General features: G+C 70.6%; 15 protein-coding genes and 1 riboswitch. Of the genes, 11 read left to right on the top strand and 4 right to left on the bottom strand.

What is annotated here, in order from left to right:
- The first annotated feature begins 25 nt into the window (after positions 1-25).
- The 4 genes from ACVN90_RS14225 to ACVN90_RS14210 all read left to right on the top strand — a co-directional run bounded on the left by ACVN90_RS14225 (position 26) and on the right by ACVN90_RS14210 (position 5,673).
- Entirely contained in the window at positions 26-1,252 is a 1,227-nt protein-coding gene (locus ACVN90_RS14225) for an acetate/propionate family kinase (protein ID WP_475098872.1), read from the top strand.
- 99 nt (positions 1,253-1,351) lie between these two features.
- Entirely contained in the window at positions 1,352-2,083 is a 732-nt protein-coding gene (locus tag ACVN90_RS14220; RefSeq protein WP_475098871.1) for an HAD family hydrolase, read from the top strand.
- Positions 2,080-4,605: a glycoside hydrolase family 65 protein gene (locus ACVN90_RS14215; RefSeq protein WP_475098870.1), complete on the top strand. Its 2,526-nt coding sequence runs from the start codon at positions 2,080-2,082 to the stop codon at positions 4,603-4,605. Before ACVN90_RS14220 ends, ACVN90_RS14215 begins: the two co-directional genes overlap by 4 nt.
- A gap of 96 nt (positions 4,606-4,701) precedes the next feature.
- Positions 4,702-5,673 (top strand): IS481 family transposase, encoded by a 972-nt coding sequence (locus tag ACVN90_RS14210; protein ID WP_475098526.1) that lies wholly within the window; start codon positions 4,702-4,704, stop codon positions 5,671-5,673.
- A gap of 120 nt (positions 5,674-5,793) precedes the next feature.
- Here the strand turns inward: ACVN90_RS14210 and ACVN90_RS14205 are convergent, their stop codons facing one another.
- The 3 genes from ACVN90_RS14205 to thiM all read right to left on the bottom strand — a co-directional run bounded on the left by ACVN90_RS14205 (position 5,794) and on the right by thiM (position 8,755).
- Positions 5,794-7,269, bottom strand: a complete 1,476-nt coding sequence (locus tag ACVN90_RS14205; protein ID WP_475098869.1) for a bifunctional hydroxymethylpyrimidine kinase/phosphomethylpyrimidine kinase — start codon at positions 7,267-7,269, stop codon at positions 5,794-5,796.
- Positions 7,269-7,940: a thiamine phosphate synthase gene (thiE, locus tag ACVN90_RS14200; protein ID WP_475098868.1), complete on the bottom strand. Its 672-nt coding sequence runs from the start codon at positions 7,938-7,940 to the stop codon at positions 7,269-7,271. Before thiE ends, ACVN90_RS14205 begins: the two co-directional genes overlap by 1 nt.
- Entirely contained in the window at positions 7,937-8,755 is an 819-nt protein-coding gene (thiM, locus tag ACVN90_RS14195) for a hydroxyethylthiazole kinase (RefSeq protein WP_475098867.1), read from the bottom strand. Before thiM ends, thiE begins: the two co-directional genes overlap by 4 nt.
- A riboswitch (TPP riboswitch) is annotated at positions 8,746-8,840 on the bottom strand. Its footprint overlaps the gene before it by 10 nt.
- Positions 8,841-8,970: 130 nt before the next feature.
- On the opposite strand from thiM, the gene ACVN90_RS14190 reads away from it, so the two are divergent.
- The 3 genes from ACVN90_RS14190 to ACVN90_RS14180 all read left to right on the top strand — a co-directional run bounded on the left by ACVN90_RS14190 (position 8,971) and on the right by ACVN90_RS14180 (position 12,931).
- Complete coding sequence (locus tag ACVN90_RS14190) at positions 8,971-11,229, top strand: DNA polymerase III subunit gamma and tau (RefSeq protein WP_475098866.1); 2,259 nt, start codon at positions 8,971-8,973, stop codon at positions 11,227-11,229.
- Between the two features lie 3 nt (positions 11,230-11,232).
- Positions 11,233-11,826: a recombination mediator RecR gene (gene recR / locus ACVN90_RS14185; RefSeq protein WP_116196093.1), complete on the top strand. Its 594-nt coding sequence runs from the start codon at positions 11,233-11,235 to the stop codon at positions 11,824-11,826.
- A gap of 172 nt (positions 11,827-11,998) precedes the next feature.
- On the top strand, positions 11,999-12,931 hold the full coding sequence (locus ACVN90_RS14180; RefSeq protein WP_475098865.1) for a DMT family transporter: 933 nt from the start codon (positions 11,999-12,001) through the stop codon (positions 12,929-12,931).
- A gap of 3 nt (positions 12,932-12,934) precedes the next feature.
- Here the strand turns inward: ACVN90_RS14180 and ACVN90_RS14175 are convergent, their stop codons facing one another.
- Positions 12,935-13,423: a hypothetical protein gene (locus tag ACVN90_RS14175; RefSeq protein WP_475098863.1), complete on the bottom strand. Its 489-nt coding sequence runs from the start codon at positions 13,421-13,423 to the stop codon at positions 12,935-12,937.
- A 243-nt stretch (positions 13,424-13,666) separates the two neighbouring features.
- Between ACVN90_RS14175 and ACVN90_RS14170 the strand changes: the two genes are divergently transcribed.
- From ACVN90_RS14170 to ACVN90_RS14155, 4 genes are all read left to right on the top strand, one after another.
- Positions 13,667-14,953 carry an aspartate kinase gene (locus tag ACVN90_RS14170; RefSeq protein ID WP_475102132.1) on the top strand — a complete coding sequence of 429 codons (1,287 nt, stop codon included), beginning with the start codon at positions 13,667-13,669 and terminating at the stop codon, positions 14,951-14,953.
- 121 nt (positions 14,954-15,074) lie between these two features.
- Positions 15,075-15,671 carry a DM13 domain-containing protein gene (locus ACVN90_RS14165; RefSeq protein WP_475098862.1) on the top strand — a complete coding sequence of 199 codons (597 nt, stop codon included), beginning with the start codon at positions 15,075-15,077 and terminating at the stop codon, positions 15,669-15,671.
- 256 nt (positions 15,672-15,927) lie between these two features.
- Positions 15,928-16,998: an aspartate-semialdehyde dehydrogenase gene (locus ACVN90_RS14160; RefSeq protein ID WP_475098861.1), complete on the top strand. Its 1,071-nt coding sequence runs from the start codon at positions 15,928-15,930 to the stop codon at positions 16,996-16,998.
- A gap of 240 nt (positions 16,999-17,238) precedes the next feature.
- On the top strand, positions 17,239-18,753 hold the full coding sequence (locus ACVN90_RS14155) for a malate:quinone oxidoreductase (protein WP_475098860.1): 1,515 nt from the start codon (positions 17,239-17,241) through the stop codon (positions 18,751-18,753).
- Positions 18,754-18,777: the final 24 nt, after the last annotated feature.

Below are 18,777 nucleotides of genomic sequence, written 5' to 3'. Positions count from 1 at the left end.
GACCGCAAGAAGAAGGGAACGCGCGATGACCCCGGTGCTCGTGATCAACAGCGGCTCCTCGTCGTTCAAATACCAGCTCCTCGACATGGACACCGAGCGCACGCTCGCATCGGGCCTCGTCGAGCGCATCGGAGACCCGATCGGCATCGCCCGTCACACCGTGTACGCGACGCCGACCGACGGCCCCACACCGACCTTCCTCGACGCGACGCGCACGCGTGAACTGCCGATCGCCGACCACACGGCGGGCTTCGCGGTCATGCTCGAGGCGTTCGCGTCGGACGGCCCGTCGCTCGCCGAGACGCCCCCGGTGGCCGTGGGGCACCGCGTCGTGCACGGCGGCGCGCGGTTCTTCGAGCCGACGCTCATCACGCCCCTCGTCGAGATCAACATCGACGAGCTGTCCGTGCTGGCGCCGCTGCACAACCCGGCGAACCTCGCCGGCATCGTCGCGGCCCGGTCGGCGTTCCCCGACGTCCCGCACGTGGCCGTCTTCGACACCGCGTTCCACCAGACCCTGGCGCCCGCGGCCTATACGTACGCGATCGACGCAGAGGTCGCGGCATCCCATCGCATCCGCCGGTACGGCTTCCACGGCACGTCGCACAAGTTCGTGAGCGAAGCGGCCGCCGCCTTCCTCGACCGCCCGCTCGCCGAGCTGAAGCAGATCGTGTTCCACCTCGGCAACGGGGCGTCGGTCACCGCGATCGACGGGGGCCGCTCGGTCGACACGTCGATGGGGTTCACCCCGCTCGAGGGGCTCGTGATGGGTACGCGCTCGGGCGACATCGACCCGGCCGTGCTGTTCCAGCTCGAACGGCGCGCGGGGATGACCGTCGACGACCTCGACGAGCTGCTCAACAAGCGCAGCGGCCTGCTGGGGCTCGCGGGCTCGAACGATCTGCGCGACATCCGCGCCGCCATCGAGCGCGGCGAGGAGCGGGCGATCCTGGCGTTCGAGGTGTACGTGCACCGGCTGCGCGCCTACGCGGGCGCCTACCTCGCGCAGCTGGGTGGCGCCGACGTCATCTCCTTCACGGCCGGGGTGGGCGAGAACGCCCCCCAGGTGCGCGCCGGAGCGCTCGAGACGCTCGGCTTCGCGGGCGTCGAGATCGACCCCGCGCGCAACGAGAGTCCCGAGCGCGGCATCCGGATCATCTCGACGGATGCTTCGACCGTGACCGTGCTCGTCGTCCCCACCGACGAGGAGCTCGAGATCGCGCGCCAGACCCTGGGTGTTGCCCGCGCTTAACCGTCACGGGGTGTCGACCGGACGCCCGCCCGCATTACGCTTGCTGGACGGCCCGACGCCGTGCCGAGCATCCGTACCGCTCTCGTTCCCGGAGGTTCTGTGGCTGACGACGCCCTGCCCGATCTGACCGCTTACGACGCTGTGCTGTTCGATCTGGACGGCGTGCTCACGCCCACCGCCGAAGTGCACATGCACGCGTGGCAGACGATGTTCGAGGAGCTCTTCACGGCGTGGGACATCACCCCGCCGTACACCGAGCGCGACTACTTCGACTACCTGGACGGCAAGAAGCGCTACGACGGCGTGGCGAGCCTGCTGCGCTCGCGCGACGTCGAGGTGCCGTGGGGTCACCCCTCCGACCCGGTGACCGCCGACACGGTATGCGGTATCGGCAACCGCAAGAACGCGGTCTTCGAGCGCGTGCTTCGCGCCGAGGGGATCGCCCCCTACCCGGGATCGCTGCGTCTGCTCGATGTCCTCGCCGCAGCCGGCACGCCCGTCGCGGTGGTGTCGAGCTCCAAGAACGCGGAGGAGGTGCTGGCGGCAGCCGGCATCCGTGATCGCTTCGCCGTCGTGATGGACGGCATCATCGCCGAGCGCGACCACCTCGCCTCGAAGCCCGCTCCGGACGTGTTCGTCGAGGCGGCACGGATGCTGGGCGTCGAGCCTGCCCGGAGCGCCGCGGTCGAAGACGCCATCAGTGGCGTGCGCTCCGCAGCCGCCGGTGACTTCGCGCTCGTGGTGGGTGTCGACCGGGGTGTCGGCGTGCAGGATCTCATCGACGCCGGCGCGCACGTCGTGGTCAAGGATCTCGAGGAGTTCGCACGATGATCGATCGCGACCGGTTCCCCGTAGACCCGTGGCGCCTTGTCGAGACGTCGTTCGACCTCGACGACGCCGGCGTCACCGAGACGCTGTTCGCCGTGGGCAACGGCTACCTGGGCCTGCGCGGCAACCAGCCCGAGGGACGTCACGCGCACGAGCACGGCACGTTCATCAACGGGTTCCACGAGACGTTCCCGATCCGTCACGCCGAGCAGGCCTACGGATTCGCCGAGGTCGGACAGACGATCGTCAACGCCCCCGACGCGAAGGTGATGCGCGTCTACGTCGACGACGAGCCGTTGTCGCTCGATGTCGCGGACGTCCGCGAGTACGAGCGCACCCTCGACATGCGCGACGGCGTGCAGCGCCGGCGCATCCTCTGGGTGACGCCGTCGGGCAAGGAGGTGCGGATCGACTACGAGCGGCTGGTTTCGTTCGAGGAGAAGCATCTCGCGGTCATGACGGTGGACGTCACGGTCCTCAACGCCGACGCGCCGGTGACCGTGAGCTGCCAGATCCTCAACCGCCAGGACGGCGAGGACGTCTACGGCGGCACGCCCGCGGCGCCGCGGAGGGCCGGTTTCGACCCGCGCAAGACCGAGAAGTTCCACGAGCGTGTGCTGCAGCCGCAGGAGTACTGGCAGGACAAGCTGCGCTCGGCCCTGTCGTACCGCGTCACCGATTCGGGCATGACGATCGCCGTGGTCGCAGACCACCTGGTCGAGACGGCGAACGAGTACACCTCGCGCACGCTCATCGAGCCCGACATCGCGAAGAACGTGTTCCGCGTGAACGCGAAGGCCGGCGTGCCGATCCGCGTCACGAAGCTCGTGAGCTATCACACCTCTCGCGGCGTCCCCGCGCGCGAGCTCGTCGACCGGTGCCGCCGGACCCTCGACCGCGCGCTCGGTGAGAGCGTCGATGCGATCCGCGCCCAGCAGCGCGAGTGGCTCGACGCGTTCTGGGAGCGCTCGGACGTGCGCATCGGCGGTCACGACGATCTCCAGCAGGCCACCCGCTGGTGCCTCTTCCAGCTCGCGCAGGCATCGGCGCGCGCCGACGGTCAGGGCGTGCCCGCGAAGGGCATGACGGGCTCGGGGTACTCCGGGCACTACTTCTGGGACACCGAGATCTACGTGCTCCCGTTCCTCGCGTACACGACGCCGCTGTGGGCGCGCAACGCGCTGCGCATGCGGTATCTGATGCTGCCCGCCGCACGTCGCCGGGCGTTCCAGCTCAACGAGGCCGGTGCGCTCTTCCCATGGCGCACGATCAACGGCGAAGAGGCATCCGCCTACTACGCCGCCGGCACCGCGCAGTACCACATCAACGCCGACGTCAGCTTCGCGCTGGCGAAGTACGTGCGCGCGACGGGTGACGACGATTTCCTCTTCCGCGAGGGCGTCGACATCGCCGTCGAGACGGCACGCCTGTGGGCGACGCTCGGGTTCTGGCGCTCCAGCGACGGCATCCTGGACGGTGAGGGCGACACGTTCCACATCCACGGTGTGACCGGCCCCGACGAGTACACCACCGTCGTCAACGACAACCTGTTCACGAACGTCATGGCGCGGTTCAACCTCCGCTTCGCCGCCCGCACCATCCGCGAGATGGCGGAGGCCGACGGCGAGGTCTACCGCCAGATGGTGGACCGCCTCGCCCTCGAGCCGGGCGAGCCCGAGGCGTGGGAGCGGGCCGCCGAGGCCATGCACATCCCGTTCAGCCCGAGCCTCGGCATCCATCCGCAGGATCACGTGTTCCTCGAGCGCGAGATCTGGGATCTCGAGAACACCCCGCCCGACAAGCGGCCGCTGCTGCTGCATTTCCACCCGCTGGTGATCTACCGGTACCAGGTGCTCAAGCAGGCCGACGTCGTGCTCGCGCTGTTCCTCCAGGGCAACCACTTCTCCGACGAGGACAAGCTCGCCGACTTCGAGTACTACGACCCGCTGACCACGGGCGACTCGACGCTGTCGGCTGTCGTGCAGGCGATCCTCGCTGCGGAGGTCGGCTACCAGGACCTCGCGCTGGAGTACTTCCGGCAGTCGATCTTCGTCGATCTCGGCGATCTGCACCACAACGCTGCGGACGGCGTGCACGTGGCGTCGGCCGGCGGCGTGTGGACCGCGCTGGTGGCCGGCTTCGGCGGCATGCGCGACCACTTCGGCGAGCTGTCGTTCAACCCGCGGCTGCCCGCCTCGTGGCCGTCGCTCGAGTTCGTGCTGCACTGGCACGGCACCCGGCTCGTCGTCACGGTCACCCGCGACGAGCTGCGGGTGCGCGCCACGGCGGGCGATCCGGTCGGCTTCAGCGTGCGGGGCGTGGGCTACGTGGTCGGTGCGGGCGAGGAGGTCGTGGCACCGCTCGACGGGCAGGGGCCGGTCATCCCGGGGCGGCCGTCGCTGCGCGAGCTCGGCGACGCGCGCCGCGAGGACGGCTCACTGCTGTCGGCGTCTGTGCCCACCGTCACCTCGACGATCCCGATCATCGTGGGTGCCGCCGACGTCGAGCACGGCGCCGACGCCTAGGTGTACTCAGCAGAGACGTTGGTGACGTTCTTGTGAGGTGAGGAGACCTCCTGGCTTAGTGGAGCTGTCTAGTTTCTTCACCCGCCAGGAGGTCTCGTGTCTCACGCTAATGCCCGGCTGAATGTCCGGGGCAGGGTTCTGCTTGTCGAACGGGTGCTGGTGCAGCATCGTCCAGTCGCACACGTCGCGAAGGAGCTCGGGGTGTCGCGCCAATGCGCGCACCGCTGGGTCAACAGGTTCCGGGCCGAGGGCGTCGCCGGACTGCGTGACCGGTCCTCGCGTCCGCACTCCATGCCGCAACGAACACCACTTGAGGTGGAGTTGCGGGTGGTCGCGTTGCGCCGTCAGCTGCGACAAGGCCCCGATCGCCTCGCCGCGGTGGTGGGTGTTCCCGCGCGCACCATCACCGCCATCCTGCGGCGGCATCACGTGCCGCGTCTGGTCGAGTGCGACCCGCTCACCGGGGCGGTCATCCGGGCGTCGAAGACCACCACTGTCCGCTACGAACGCGCCCGACCCGGCGAGCTGGTGCACATGGACGTGAAAAAGCTGGGCCGCATCCCCGACGGCGGCGGGTGGCGTGCGCACGGCAGATCGGCCGGCGACACCGCCGCCCACAGGAGAGCCCGGATCGGGTTCGACTACGTGCACTCACTCGTCGACGATCACTCCCGACTGGCGTACTCCGAGATCCACCCGGACGAGAAGGGCGCCACCTGCGCCGGGTTCCTCACCCGGGCTGCCGCCTACTTCCGCGACCACGGCATCACCCGCATCGAGCGGGTCATGACCGACAACCATTTCAGCTACCGGCTCTCCAACGACGTCCAGGACGTGCTTGCCGCGCTCGGCGCCAAACACGTGCTGATCCGCCCCCACTGTCCCTGGCAGAACGGCAAGGTGGAACGACTGAACCGCACCCTGCAAACCGAATGGGCATACCGGCAAGTGTTCACCTCGAACGACCAACGCGCCGCCGCCCTTGCACCCTGGCTCGAGCACTACAACACTCAGCGATACCACTCAGCCATCGGCGGCACCCCACTCAGCCGGGTGTCACCAACCTGACAGCCGAGTACACCTAGGGGTCTTTCCGAGATCGGAGATCTGGCGAGCACAGGACGATCCGGGCGGAGTCGTCCTGTCGCAGCCAGATCTCCTGATCTCGTCGACGGCGCGTTCCGGGGATCACGCCCGCGCGAAGAACTCCCGCTCGTGCTCCATCGACCGGGCGAAGGCCGCGTCCATCCGCGCGCGCTCGAGCGGTCCGGCCTCGCGCGCCGCAGCGTCGGCGATCTCGGTCGCGCGGGCGGTGGCCGCGGTGAACGCGGGGTCGGCGTACATCGCGAGCCAGTCGTCGTACGGGTGCGCGTCGTGGCGCCGGGCGGCGAGACGGATGCCGAGGTCGGTGTACAGCCAGAAGCACGGCAGGAGCGCCGCCACCAGCTCGCCGTACGAGCGGGCCGACGCGTGCAGGTGGTTCGTGTACGCGAGGTTCTGCGGCGCAGGGGCCACCGTCGCCGCGCCGAGGTGCGACTCGTGCAGCCGGCGCTCCTCGACGATCGAGGATTCGGCCGCCCGCGCCCAGAACGCCTGCTCCTCCGGCGTGGGCGCGATCGCGCTCGCCTTCGCGAGCACGCGGGAGTACTCGCCGAGGTAGATCGCGTCCTGAGCCAGGTAGCGCAGGAACGTCTCGCGCGACAGCGTGCCGTCGCCGAGCCCGCGCACGAACTCGAGGTCGTCGACGTCGGCGCGCACACCGGCCGCGGCATCCCACGCCAACGTCGACCATGACACTGCGGGGATGGATGCTGCGTCCCGGTGCTCGTGGAAGTGGTCGATCGGACCGTTCCCCTCGCCGACCCGCAGGCCGTGCGCGTGCGCGAGCGCCCCGGTGAGCCAGGTCTTGGCGCGCTCCAGCGCGTCCGGCCAGGACGCGCCTCCCGCGCGCAGCGTCGCCATCGCCGACGACAGCGAGCAGCCGGTGCCGTGGGTGTTGCGGGTCTCGACGCGCTCACCGGACACCTCGCGCACCGCGCCGTCCGCCGCAACGACGGCGTCGGGGCAGTCGGCGCCGTCGAGGTGTCCGCCCTTGAGCAGCACCGTCGTGCCGGTCTCGCGTGCGAGGGTCCGCGCGTCGTCGAGGGCCTGCGCCCACGTGGTCGCACGAGCGCGCCGAGTGAGAACCGCGAGTTCCGCGAGGTTCGGCGTGATGAGGTCGACCTCGCCGGCGAGCTCGCGCAGCGCCTCCTCTGCCGCGGGGTCCAGCAGCCGATCGCCGCTCGTCGCGACCATGACGGGGTCGAGCACGACGATCGGCGGGCGCACCCGGCCGAGCCACGCGCGCACGGTGCCGATGATCTCGTCGGATTGCAGCATCCCGATCTTCACCGCGTCGATCTCGACGTCGTCCGATACGGCGTCGAGCTGCGCGGCGAGGAACGCGGTCGGCGGAACATGCACCTCGCGCACGCCGCGGGTGTTCTGCGCCACGAGCGCGGTGACCACGGCCATGCCGTAGCCGCCGAGCGCGCCGATCGATTTGAGGTCGGCCTGCACCCCCGCGCCGCCGGTCGGGTCGGTGCCCGCGATGCTGAGCACGCGCGGGATCGCTGTCGCTCGAGCCGTGATCGGGGCGGGCACAGCCAGCGTGGTGTCGGTCATCACGCGACCCCCTCGAGGGAGGGGGCATCGGCGGCGCTGCGCAGCGCGCGCGCCGCAGCGGCGGGATCGTTCGCCCCGCAGATCGCCGACACCACGGCGATGCCGGCCGCCCCGGCGTCGCGGAGCGCCGCGACGTCCGGCTCGACCACGCCGCCGATCGCGACGCACGGCAGGTCCGTACCGGCCGCGAACGCCGCGAAGCCGTCCACGCCGAGCGCCGGCGGATGGTCGGGCTTCGTCGACGTCGGGCGGATCACGCCCACGCCGAGGTAGTCGATCGTGCAGTTGCGGGGCGAGGATGCCGCAGCCCGGTGCTCCGCGGAGTTCGCGGTCCATCCGATCACGGCGTGCGCCCCGAGGAGGCGGCGCGCGGTCTCGGGCGGCAGGTCGCCCTGGCCGAGGTGGACGCCGTCGACGCGGGCTCCGGCCTCCCGTGCCGCCACCGCGACGTCGACGCGGTCGTTGATGAGCAGCAGGCAGCGGCGGTCGATGACCTCCGACAGCGCGGTCGCCTGCCGGATGAGCTCACGAGCGGTCACCGACTTGGCCCGTAGCTGCACGACGTCGACGCTCGCGCCCGCCGCGGCGTCGACCACCGCGAGCAGCCGGTCGAACGGCAGCCGGTCGTCGGTCACGAGGTGCAGCGCGAGGCGTGCTCCGGGCCGGGTCATCGGATCGCCAGCACGTCGGCGAGGCGCGCGTCGAGCTCGGCCGGCTGAGCGGCCACGGCGTCGAGCGCATCCAGGAACGCGACGGCGAACGAGCCCGGTCCATCTGCGCGGGCGGCGGCCCGTTCCGATGCGACCGCATAGAGGACGGATGCCGCGACCGCCGCCTCGAACGGAGCGCAGACACCGACGAGCGCGGCCATCACCGCGCCGAGCGAGCAGCCGCCGCCGGTGATGCGGGTGAGGAGCGCGTCCCCGCCCGCGATCCGAACGACACGCTCGCCGTCGGTGACGAGATCGACCGGGCCCGACACGGCCACCACGCCGCGGGTGCGCAGCGCCAGCGATCGCGCGGCGCCGGCCGCAGCATCCGTTCCGTCCGTCGCGTCGACTCCGCGCCCGCCGCCGCCCTCACCGGCGACGGCGAGGATCTCGGAGGCGTTGCCGCGGACGATGGCGGGACGGTGCTCGAGCAGTTCGGCGGCGAGGGCCGTGCGCACGGGGAGGACACCGACGGCGACGGGGTCGAGCACCCACGGTGTGCCGGCACGCACCGCCTCGCGGGCGGCATCGCGCTGCTCGGCGGCGGGCGTGCCGAGGTTGACGAGCACCCCGTCGGCGACCCCGGCGAAGAGGCCGGCTTCGCCCGGGATGTCGCACATCGCGGGGGCGGCGCCCACCGCCAGGAGCGCATTCGCGGTGTAGTTCGTCACCACCGCGTTCGTGATGCACTGCACCAGCGGTGAGGCCTCCCGCAGCGCCGTCAGCGCGGCGGCGGGGGAGAGGGCGGACAGGTGTGCTTCGGTGCGCGCGTTCATCGCGACATCCCTTCGCTCGCATGATCGAGATCAGGTTCGACGGGTGTGTTCTCAGCCCGCTGTGCGGGCACCCCGTGTCACTGCGGAGCAATCTAGCAGGCGATCTCGACGTGCCGACGCCCTGTGTCGGCGTCGGCCCGGTGCGACTGCCGTCCCGGCCGGGAGCCTGCCCGAAGCACGGTCGCGATGTCGGCCCCACGCCGTAGGCTGGGGGAGTGACCACCGCCCTGTACCGCCGTTACCGGCCCGAGTCGTTCGGCGAGATGATCGGGCAGTCGCAGGTCACCGAGCCGCTCATGACCGCGCTGCGCGGCGACCGGGTCGGTCATGCGTACCTGTTCTCGGGCCCCCGCGGGTGCGGAAAGACCACGTCCGCCCGCATTCTCGCGCGCTGCCTCAACTGCGCGCAGGGCCCGACCGACACCCCATGCGGCACCTGCGACAGCTGCGTCGAGCTCGGTCGCGGCGGCGGCGGGTCGCTCGACGTCGTCGAGATCGACGCGGCGAGCCACAACGGCGTCGACGACGCCCGTGATCTGCGCGAGCGCGCGGTGTTCGCACCGGCCCGCGACCGCTTCAAGATCTTCATCCTCGACGAGGCGCACATGGTCACCCCGCAGGGATTCAACGCCCTGCTCAAGCTCGTGGAAGAGCCGCCCGACCACGTCAAGTTCATCTTCGCGACGACCGAGCCCGAGAAGGTCATCGGCACCATCCGCTCGCGCACGCACCACTACCCGTTCCGTCTCGTGCCCCCGGCGGCCATGCTCGAGTACGTCGAGCAGCTGTGCGCGCAGGAGGGCGTCGACGTCGAGCAGGGCGTGCTACCGCTCGTCGTGCGCGCGGGCGGCGGGTCGCCGCGAGACACGCTGTCGTTGCTCGACCAGCTGATCGCCGGCTCGGAAGACGCGAAGGTCACCTACGCCCGCGCGGTCGCGCTGCTCGGCTACACGCACGCCGAGCTGCTCGACGAGGTGATCGACGCCTTCGCCGCCTCCGACGCGTCGGCCGCGTTCGCCGCCGTCGACCGCGTGGTGCAGACCGGGCAAGACCCGCGCCGCTTCGTCGACGACCTGCTCGAGCGTCTGCGCGACCTCATCGTGGTGTCGGCGACCGGCCAGGGCGCGGCGGCGGTGCTGCGCGGAGTCTCGGCCGACGACCTCGCGCGCATGCAGCGTCAGGCCGACGCGTTCGGTCCGTCGCGGCTGTCGCACATCGCCGACCTCGTCATCGCGACCCTCGACGACATGACCGGCGCCACTTCGCCGCGCCTGCAGCTCGAGCTGATGGTCGCCCGCGTGCTGGCCCGCGGGGCAGGGGCCGTGCCGGCAGCGGCACCGGTCGCTGCCGCTGTGCCGGCCGCGACACCCGCGGCGGCGCCGGCGGTGTCGCCCACCGCCGCTCCGCCGGCCGGGAGTGCGACCGTGGCGCCCACGCCTGGTGCTGCGCCGGCTCCGGTCGCGCAACCCGCCGAGCCCGCGCCGGTGGCGGCGCCTCCTGTTCCCGCCGGCCCCGTCACGCTCGATCGCCTGCAGCAGGCATGGCCGCAGGTGCTCTCGCAGCTCGAGAACGTGAGCCGCTCGTCCTGGATGCTCGCCTCCGGCGCCCGCACCGTGGCACTCGACGACGACGTGCTCACGCTGGCGTTCGCGAGCCAGAGCGACGTCGCGAAGTTCAAGCAGCTCGCCGCCGGCAAGGGCCCCAGCGAAGATCTGCGCCAGGCGATCCTCGCCGTGCTCGGCATCCGTGTGAAGTACATCGCCCGCCACGACCCGTCGGGCGGTTCCGGCGGCGTCGGCGGGCCCGCGGGCCCGGGCGGAGTGGGAGGAGCGGACACGCCCGCGAGTTCTCCCGCCGGTCCCGGGCGCGAGACTCCGCGCCAGGCCGCCGCTCCCGAGGCTCCGGCGGCGGCACGCGCCACCGCAGCGGCACCGAGCGCGGCTGGTCCTTCGCGGGCTGCGGCGCCGCGTGCGTCGGCCCCGGCCGCACCGCGTGCGTCGGCCCCGGCCGCACCCCGAGCGAGTGCCCCGGCCTCGGCACCGGCATCCGCTGCCCCCGTGACCGACTGGGCCGTCGCGCCCATTCCGTCCGACGACGACGCCCCGCCGCCCGACCCAGGACCCGCCGCGTTCCCCGTCGAGACGCCGGCGCAGTTCGCGGTCGACGACGAGCCCGAAGATGCCGAGGCCGCGACCGCGCGGGTCGCGACCCTCGCACCACCGCGCGAGGGCCAGGTCCTGCCGCGCACCGAGATCGCTCCACCGCTCGAGCGCGACGACGACGATGACGAGACGGACAACACGGATGCTGTCGCCGACCTCCCGGTGCCGCCTACGGTCGCCCCGCCCCTGACCCCCGTGGTCACGACGCGCAACGGCGGCGTCCAGCGCTACGGCGAGGCGGTGGTGCGCCAGGTGCTCGGCGCCACGTTCGTCCGCGAGGAGCCCTACGAGCCGCCGACGAGGTTCAGCTAGCCCATGTACGACGGCATCGTCCAAGACCTCATCGACGAATTCGGCCGCCTCCCCGGGATCGGGCCGAAGTCGGCCCAGCGCATCGCGTTCCACATCCTGCAGACGCCGAACTTCGACGTGTCACACCTCGCCGAGCTCCTCAGCGAGGTGCGCGAGCGGGTGCGCTTCTGCGAGGTGTGCGGCAACGTCTCCGAGCAGGATCGCTGCTCCATCTGCCGCGACCCCCGTCGCAACCAGACGCTCATCTGCGTCGTGGAAGACGCGAAGGACGTGGCGGCCATCGAGCGCACCCGCGAATTCCGCGGGCTGTACCACGTGCTCGGCGGTGCGATCAGCCCGATCGCCGGCATTGGCCCCGACGACCTCCGCATCACGCAGCTCATGCAGCGACTCGCCGACGGTACGGTGCAGGAAGTGATCCTGGCCACCAACCCCAACCTCGAGGGCGAGGCGACGGCGACCTACCTCAGCCGCCTGCTGCACACCCTCGAGATCACCGTCACCCGCCTCGCGTCGGGCCTGCCCGTCGGCGGCGACCTGGAGTATGCCGACGAGGTCACCCTCGGCCGCGCGTTCGAGGGCCGGCGCTCCGTCTGACCCCGTCGCCGGGTGTCGCGACGCCGTGATCCGCCCAGGATGTCGGAAGTCCGTCGTAGATTGGCGGTCGGCCGTCTCGCGCTCGGCGCCGGCGATCGCGGAACCTGAGTCGATGACGACCGCCGGGCAGCGCCGCCGCTGACCCCACCACACCACCGTTGGGAGATGCCCCATGAACCCCTCGCAGCGATTCGACACGCGCGCGTGGCTGCTGTTCGGCGCGATGGCGCTGCTGTGGGGCGTCCCCTACCTGTTCATCAGCGTGGCCGTGGAGTCCTACTCACCGGCTGCGGTGGTGGCCGGCCGCACACTCCTCGGCGCCCTGCTGCTGCTGCCGTTCGCGCTGCACCAGAAAGCGCTGCGCCCCGCGTTCGCGAAGATCGGCTGGGTGCTCCTGTTCGGCGGCATCGAGATGGCCGGGCCCTTCCTGCTGCTCGGGCACGCGGAGCAGACTCTGCCCTCCGGGCTCACCGGCCTGCTCGTCGCCACGGTGCCGCTGTTCGCCGCGCTGATCGCGTTCGGCGGGGGCGACCGGTCCGTGCTCAGCCCGGCGCGGGCGATCGGACTCTTCATCGGCTTCGCGGGGGTCTTCGTGATCGTCGCCGGTCCTGGGCTCGCCGTCGAGGGCGGCGGCGGTCTGCTGGCCGTCGGCGAAGTGCTGCTCGTCGCGCTCCTCTACGCGATCGCGCCGTTCGTCATCGCGACCAAGCTGCGCGATGTGCCCGCCCTCGGGTCGATCACGCTCGCCCTCTTCGCGGTCGGCATCTTCTACACGCCGATCGCCTTCCTGACGCAGCACCAGGTGCCGACCGTCGAGAGCACGGTCTCGCTCATCGCTCTTGCGGTGCTCTGCACCGCACTCGCGTTCATCGTCTTCTTCGCACTGATCGCCCGCGTCGGTCCGGTCCGCGCGCCGCTCTTCACCTACGTCAATCCGGTCGTCGCGATCGTCCTGGGCACGATCATCCTGGGCGAGCCGCTGACGCCGGGCCTGCTGATCGGCTTCCCGCTGGTGATCGTCGGATGCTGGCTCGCCGCGACCGGCGGCGCGCTCCGCACCCGCAAACCCGACAACGCCGAGCTGCCGCCGATCTCTACCGGGTGAGCGTCAGCGGAGCACTTCGACCAGCACGATCCACGACACCAGCAGCGCGGCCACGATCGCGATGATCGACCCGACCGCGAACCACACGAGGCCGACGGGCTGGCCGGCCGCCAAGAGTGCGCCGCCGATCAGGTAGGCGAGAGGCGCGAAGAAGCCCACTGCCGACTTGAGCCAGCGCATGCGGTTGGCGGGATGCTGATTCTCGAAGATCCTGCGCGTCGCCTGCACCTGGAACACACCCGCGCCGAGCGCGAAGACGATCATCGCAACTCCGTACGCGACGTTCCCCACAGCCGGGATGAGTCCGATCGCCGAGCCGACGAGGGCCAGCACGAGCCCCGAGATCCCCGCGGCGAGGCGGGCGGTGAGCGACGCCTCCTTGATGATGTCGCCGATGTTGACGCTCGCGGCGACGATCACGAGACCCGCGAGCGCCGCCGTCGCCCCGACCATGGCGACGTTGAACTCCGACCACGTCTCGATCTGCTCCATGTTCGGATGCTACTGGCGCCGCACAGAATCGGAACCTCTCGACGAAGCGCCGGTCGGAGGGCGCCCTGCGCGGCGTGTCGGGCAGAAGCTCCGATCCTGTGCAGCGCTCACCGCCGCTCGGGCCGTCCGACACATGACTGGGCGCGCATGAGCGCGTCCGTAAGATGGACCCTTGGGTGACAGGAGACCGCGGGACGCGGCATCCGTTCTCGCCCGTCCTCAGACAAACGCGTGGAGTTCGATGTGGCGCTGATCGTCCAGAAGTACGGCGGATCGTCGGTCGCTGATGCCGAGAGCATCAAGCGCGTCGCAAAGCGCATCGTCGACACGCGTCGTGCCGGTCACGACGTCGTCGTGGCGGTCAGTGCGATGGGCGACACGACCGACGAGCTGCTCGACCTCGCGGGTCAGGTCGCCCCGATCCCGGCACCGCGCGAACTCGACATGCTGCTGTCGAGCGGCGAGCGCATCTCGATGGCGCTCCTCGCGATGGCGATCCACTCGATGGGCTTCGAGGCGCGCTCGTTCACCGGCAGCCAGGCCGGCATGATCACCACCGCCGACCACGGCTCGGCGCGGATCGTCGACGTGACGCCGATCCGCCTGCGCGAGGCGCTCGACGAGGGCGCGATCGTCATCGTCGCCGGCTTCCAGGGCTTCAACCGCGACACCCGCGACATCACGACGCTCGGCCGCGGCGGCTCCGACACCACCGCCGTCGCTCTCGCGGCGGCGCTCGAGGCCGACGTCTGCGAGATCTACAGCGACGTCGACGGAATCTTCACGGCCGACCCGCGCGTCGTGCCCAAGGCGAAGAAGCTGAACGTCGTCTCGGCGGAGGAGATGCTCGAGCTCGCCGCCAACGGCGCGAAGGTGCTGTACATCCGCGCCGTCGAATACGCACGCCGTCACCGCGTGCTCATCCACGCCCGCTCCACGTTCAGCTCGGGCGTGGGGACCTATGTGCTCGGCCCCGGGATGAACGTTCCCGCGGGTGAAAAGGGAGAAGAGATGGAAGAGCCCATCGTCGCCGGCGTCGCCACCGACCTCGGCCAGGCCAAGATCACGATCATCGGCGTTCCCGACGTGCCCGGCAAGGCCGCCGAGATCTTCAAGGTCGTTGCGAAGTCCGGCGCCAACGTCGACATGATCGTGCAGAACGTGTCGGCCGCGACCACGGGCCGTACCGACATCTCGTTCACGCTCCCCAAGACCGATGCCGCGATCGCGCTCAAGGCGCTCGCCGCCGACCAGTCCGAGATCGGATTCGAGAATCTCGTCCACGACGACCAGATCGGCAAGCTCTCGGTCGTCGGCGCGGGCATGCGCACGCACTCGGGCGTCTCGGCCACCCTCTTCGAGGCGCTGAGCGTGGCGGGCATCAACATCGAGATGATCTCGACCTCCGAGATCCGCATCTCGGTCGTGGTGCGCGGCGACGACCTCGCCGAGGCCGCCCGCGTCGTCCACACCGCCTACGGGCTGGACGGCGACATCGAGGCGACCGTCTACGCCGGTACCGGCCGCTGAGGTCGTCCCCGGTCGCTGACGTCGTCCCCGGTCGCTGACGTCGTCCTCGACCGCGTCACAGCCCGGTTCCAGCGTCCACCGCTAGTCTCGCTCCGCGTCTTCGCGGAACCGAGGAGGTGCGATGACGGCACCGCAGCGCACCGGCAGCACAGCACGTCGTCGTCGACTGTTGTGGGGGATCGGCGCGCTCGTCGCGGCCGGCCTCGTCGTCGCTGCGCTCCTGTTCCAGCCGTGGCTGCTGTTCGTCGACGTCCGCGTGGACGACGCGATTCCGCAGCCGCGCGCCACTACCTCGTCGTCACCGGCCACTGAGCCCGAGTCCACCCCGCGGCCGACCGCCGCGCCGCCGGAGACCGCCGCGCCTGCCACTCCTGTTGATCTGCTGTCCGGGACGTTCGTGAGCCACGAGCACACGACGACCGGCTCCGCCCGCGTCATCGAGTTCCCTGACGGCACCCGTCAGCTCGCCCTGGAGGATCTCGACACCTCGAACGGGCCGGACGTGCACGTGTGGTTGAGCGCCGGACCGGTCGTCGAAGGATTCGACGGATGGTTCACGGCGGCGAGTCACCCGCACGTCGATCTCGGCCTCATCAAGGGCAATCAGGGCGATCAGCTGTACGACATCCCCGCGGACGTCGATCTGTCCGTCTATCGCGCCGTCGATCTGTGGTGCGAGCGCTTCTCCGTCTCGTTCGGCGCCGCCGCGCTCGGGTGACGAGCCGGTCTATCAGCAAAGCGCCCCTCGACGCCGGCGCCGGCCGCTGACGGACTTCGCAAGGGATGGATGCTGCGGCCCGCAGCCCCCACTCATCTCCGGCGTTCGCTCTCGGCCGCGGCACCTCTGCCGCGTACCGATCGCCCGTAATGCGGCCTGGCTCGTGTCGGTCCGGCGGTAGAATCGCCCGAACCCCGCGCGATCGACGGCGCCCGCGCGTCCGCTCCACGCTTGTGCCCCACGCTGAGGAACCACCATGACCCGCATCTCCGATTCAGGACTCTCCGTCGCCGTCGTCGGCGCCACCGGCCAGGTCGGGACGGTCATGCGCGAGATTCTCGCAGAGCGGAACTTCCCGATCCGCGAGCTGCGCCTGTTCGCCACCGCGCGCTCGGCCGGCACCGCCGTCGAGTTCGGCGGCGAGACCGTGATCATCGAGGATGTCGCCACCGCCGACCCCTCAGGCATCGACGTCGCGCTGTTCTCGGCCGGCGCCACAGGCAGCCGCGCGCACGCTCCTCGCTTCGCCGAGGCCGGTGCGATCGTCATCGACAACTCCAGCGCGTGGCGCATGGACCCCGAGGTGCCGCTCGTCGTCAGCGAGGTCAACCCGCACGTCATCGCGAACCCGCCGAAAGGCATCATCGCGAACCCGAACTGCACCACCATGGCCGCGATGCCGGTGCTGAAGGTGCTCGACACCGAGGCCGGCCTCGAGCGTCTCATCGTCTCGACCTACCAGGCCGTCTCGGGCTCGGGGCTCGCGGGCGCGCAGGAGCTGCTCGGCCAGGTCGAGGGCGTCCTCGCGCAGGGCAACACGCTCGACCTCGTGCACGACGGCGCGGCAGTGGACTTCCCGCAGCCCGAGAAGTACGTCGCCCCGATCGCCTTCGACGTCATCCCGCTCGCCGGCAACCTCGTCGACGACGGCCTCAACGAGACCGACGAGGAGAAGAAGCTCCGCAACGAGAGCCGCAAGATCCTCGAGCTGCCTGACCTCCGCGTCGCCGGCACGTGCGTCCGCGTGCCCGTCTTCACCGGGCACTCGCTCTCGATCCACGCGGAGTTCTCGCGCGACATCACCCCCCAGCGCGCCTACGAGATCCTCTCGTCGGCGCCCGGCGTCGTCGTCGAAGAGGTCCCGACGCCGCTGCAGGCGGCCGGCAACGACCCGAGCTACGTAGGCCGCATCCGCGCCGACCAGTCGGCGCCCGAGGGCAAGGGTCTGGTGCTCTTCATCTCCAACGACAACCTTCGCAAGGGTGCCGCACTCAACGCCGTGCAGATCGCAGAGGTCGTCGCCGCGAACCTCGGCGTCACCGCCTGACCCGCACCACTTCCAAGCGGACGGATGCTGCGACCCGCAGCATCCGTCCGCTTCTTCGTTCGTTCGTCACGTATGTACGCAGATCGCGGCCCTTCGCGTACATACGTGACGAGCGAACAACGAGAGGCTGCCGGCGAGGAGCGACGCGCGGGCTTGTCGTTTCGGCAAGAACCGCAGGACTTTCGGCGGGAGAACCCGGTCAGGGTCAGGGGTGCTTTCGAGCGGAACTAGAATCGTCTGGTGACCGCAACGCCCGCTGAGAACCACACCGAACACACCTCCCACGTCGAGACCGTCGACGTGCTGCTGATCGGCGGCGGGATCATGAGCGCGACGCTGGGCACGCTGCTGCAGGAGTTGCAGCCCGATCTCCAGATCGCCGTTTTCGAGCGGCTGAGCGACGTTGCGCTGGAGAGCTCGAACGCGTGGAACAACGCGGGCACCGGCCACGCCGCCCTGTGCGAGCTGAACTACATGCCCGAGGGCAAGGACGGCTCGGTCGATCCCGCCAAGGCGATCTCGATCAACGAGCAGTTCCAGCAGAGCCGGCAGCTGTGGTCGTCGCTCGTCGAGGCCGGCGTGCTCGACGCTCCGTCGACGTTCATCAACTCCGCTCCGCACATGACGTTCGTGCGCGGCGACAAGGATGTCGCGTACCTCAAGAAGCGCTACGAGGCCCTCAAGGACGAGCCGCTGTTCGCCGGCATCGAGTACAGCGAGGACTCCCGCGTCATCAACACGTGGGCACCGCTGCTCATGCAGAAGCGACGCAAGGGCGAGCCGTTCGCGGCGACGCGTGTGCCCGCCGGCACGGATGTCGACTTCGGTGCCCTGACCCGCCAGCTGGTCGACCGGCTCGCCGAGAACGGCGCCGACGTCCGGACGAACACCGAGGTTCGCAAGCTGAAGCGCCTCTCGGACGGCACGTGGAGCGTGAAGTACCGCCGCACGATCGGCCGTACGCCGGGCGAGATCCGTGCGAAGTTCGTCTTCGTGGGCGCGGGTGGCTGGGCGCTCAAGTTGCTGCAGCGCTCGGGCATCCCCGAGATCTCGGGTTACGGCGTGTTCCCGATCGGCGGTCAGTTCCTCAAGACGACGAACCCCGCCGTCGTGGCGCAGCACAAGGCCAAGGTGTACTCGCAGGCCTCTGTCGGCGCACCGCCGATGTCGGTGCCGCACCTCGACACGCGCGTCGTCGACGGCGAGGCGTCGCTCCTCTTCGGCCCGTTCGCGACGTTCAGCCCGAAGTTCCTCAAGACCGGCTCGTGGTTCGACATCGTCGGCCAGGTGCGCCCCGGCAACCTCGGCCCGATGCTCAAGGTCGCGTGGGACAACCCGAGCCTCATCACATACCTCGTCGGCGAGCTGCTGAAGAACCACAAGAAGAAGGTCGACAGCCTCCGCACCTTCATGCCCACCGCGAAGGACGAGGACTGGGAGATCATCCAGGCCGGCCAGCGCGCGCAGGTCATGAAGAAGGACCCCGAGAAGGGCGGCGTGCTGCAGTTCGGCACCGAGGTCGTCACCGGCGCCGACGGCACCATCGCCGGCCTGCTCGGCGCCTCGCCCGGGGCGTCGACCGCGGTCTCGATCATGCTGGGCCTTCTGAAGACCTGCTTCCCCGACCGTATCGAGGCATGGGAGCCGCGCCTGCGCGAGCTCATCCCGAGCTACGGCGACACGCTCAACGCGCGTCCTGCGGTCGCGCGCGAGTCGCTCGGCGAGACCGCCGAGACGCTGGCGCTCACCGCCTGATCCGCCGCGCGCGCTCGATCCTGG

This window comes from Microbacterium sp. F01 (genome assembly GCF_056156365.1).
Note: the sequence above shows the minus strand (reverse complement) of the source record. Positions and strands in the feature narration are given on the sequence as shown.

Bases quoted from the DNA above. Each gene is read 5' to 3' on its own strand.
- thiM (WP_475098867.1), bottom strand. From the start codon at position 8,755: ATGAACGCGCGCACCGAAGCACACCTGTCCGCCCTCTCCCCCGCCGCC.
- ACVN90_RS14180 (WP_475098865.1), top strand. From the start codon at position 11,999: ATGAACCCCTCGCAGCGATTCGACACGCGCGCGTGGCTGCTGTTCGGC.
- ACVN90_RS14215 (WP_475098870.1), top strand. From the start codon at position 2,080: ATGATCGATCGCGACCGGTTCCCCGTAGACCCGTGGCGCCTTGTCGAG.
- ACVN90_RS14225 (WP_475098872.1), top strand. From the start codon at position 26: ATGACCCCGGTGCTCGTGATCAACAGCGGCTCCTCGTCGTTCAAATAC.
- ACVN90_RS14160 (WP_475098861.1), top strand. From the start codon at position 15,928: ATGACCCGCATCTCCGATTCAGGACTCTCCGTCGCCGTCGTCGGCGCC.
- ACVN90_RS14205 (WP_475098869.1), bottom strand. From the start codon at position 7,269: ATGACCGACACCACGCTGGCTGTGCCCGCCCCGATCACGGCTCGAGCG.
- recR (WP_116196093.1), top strand. From the start codon at position 11,233: ATGTACGACGGCATCGTCCAAGACCTCATCGACGAATTCGGCCGCCTC.
- thiE (WP_475098868.1), bottom strand. From the start codon at position 7,940: ATGACCCGGCCCGGAGCACGCCTCGCGCTGCACCTCGTGACCGACGAC.
- ACVN90_RS14175 (WP_475098863.1), bottom strand. From the start codon at position 13,423: ATGGAGCAGATCGAGACGTGGTCGGAGTTCAACGTCGCCATGGTCGGG.
- ACVN90_RS14165 (WP_475098862.1), top strand. From the start codon at position 15,075: ATGACGGCACCGCAGCGCACCGGCAGCACAGCACGTCGTCGTCGACTG.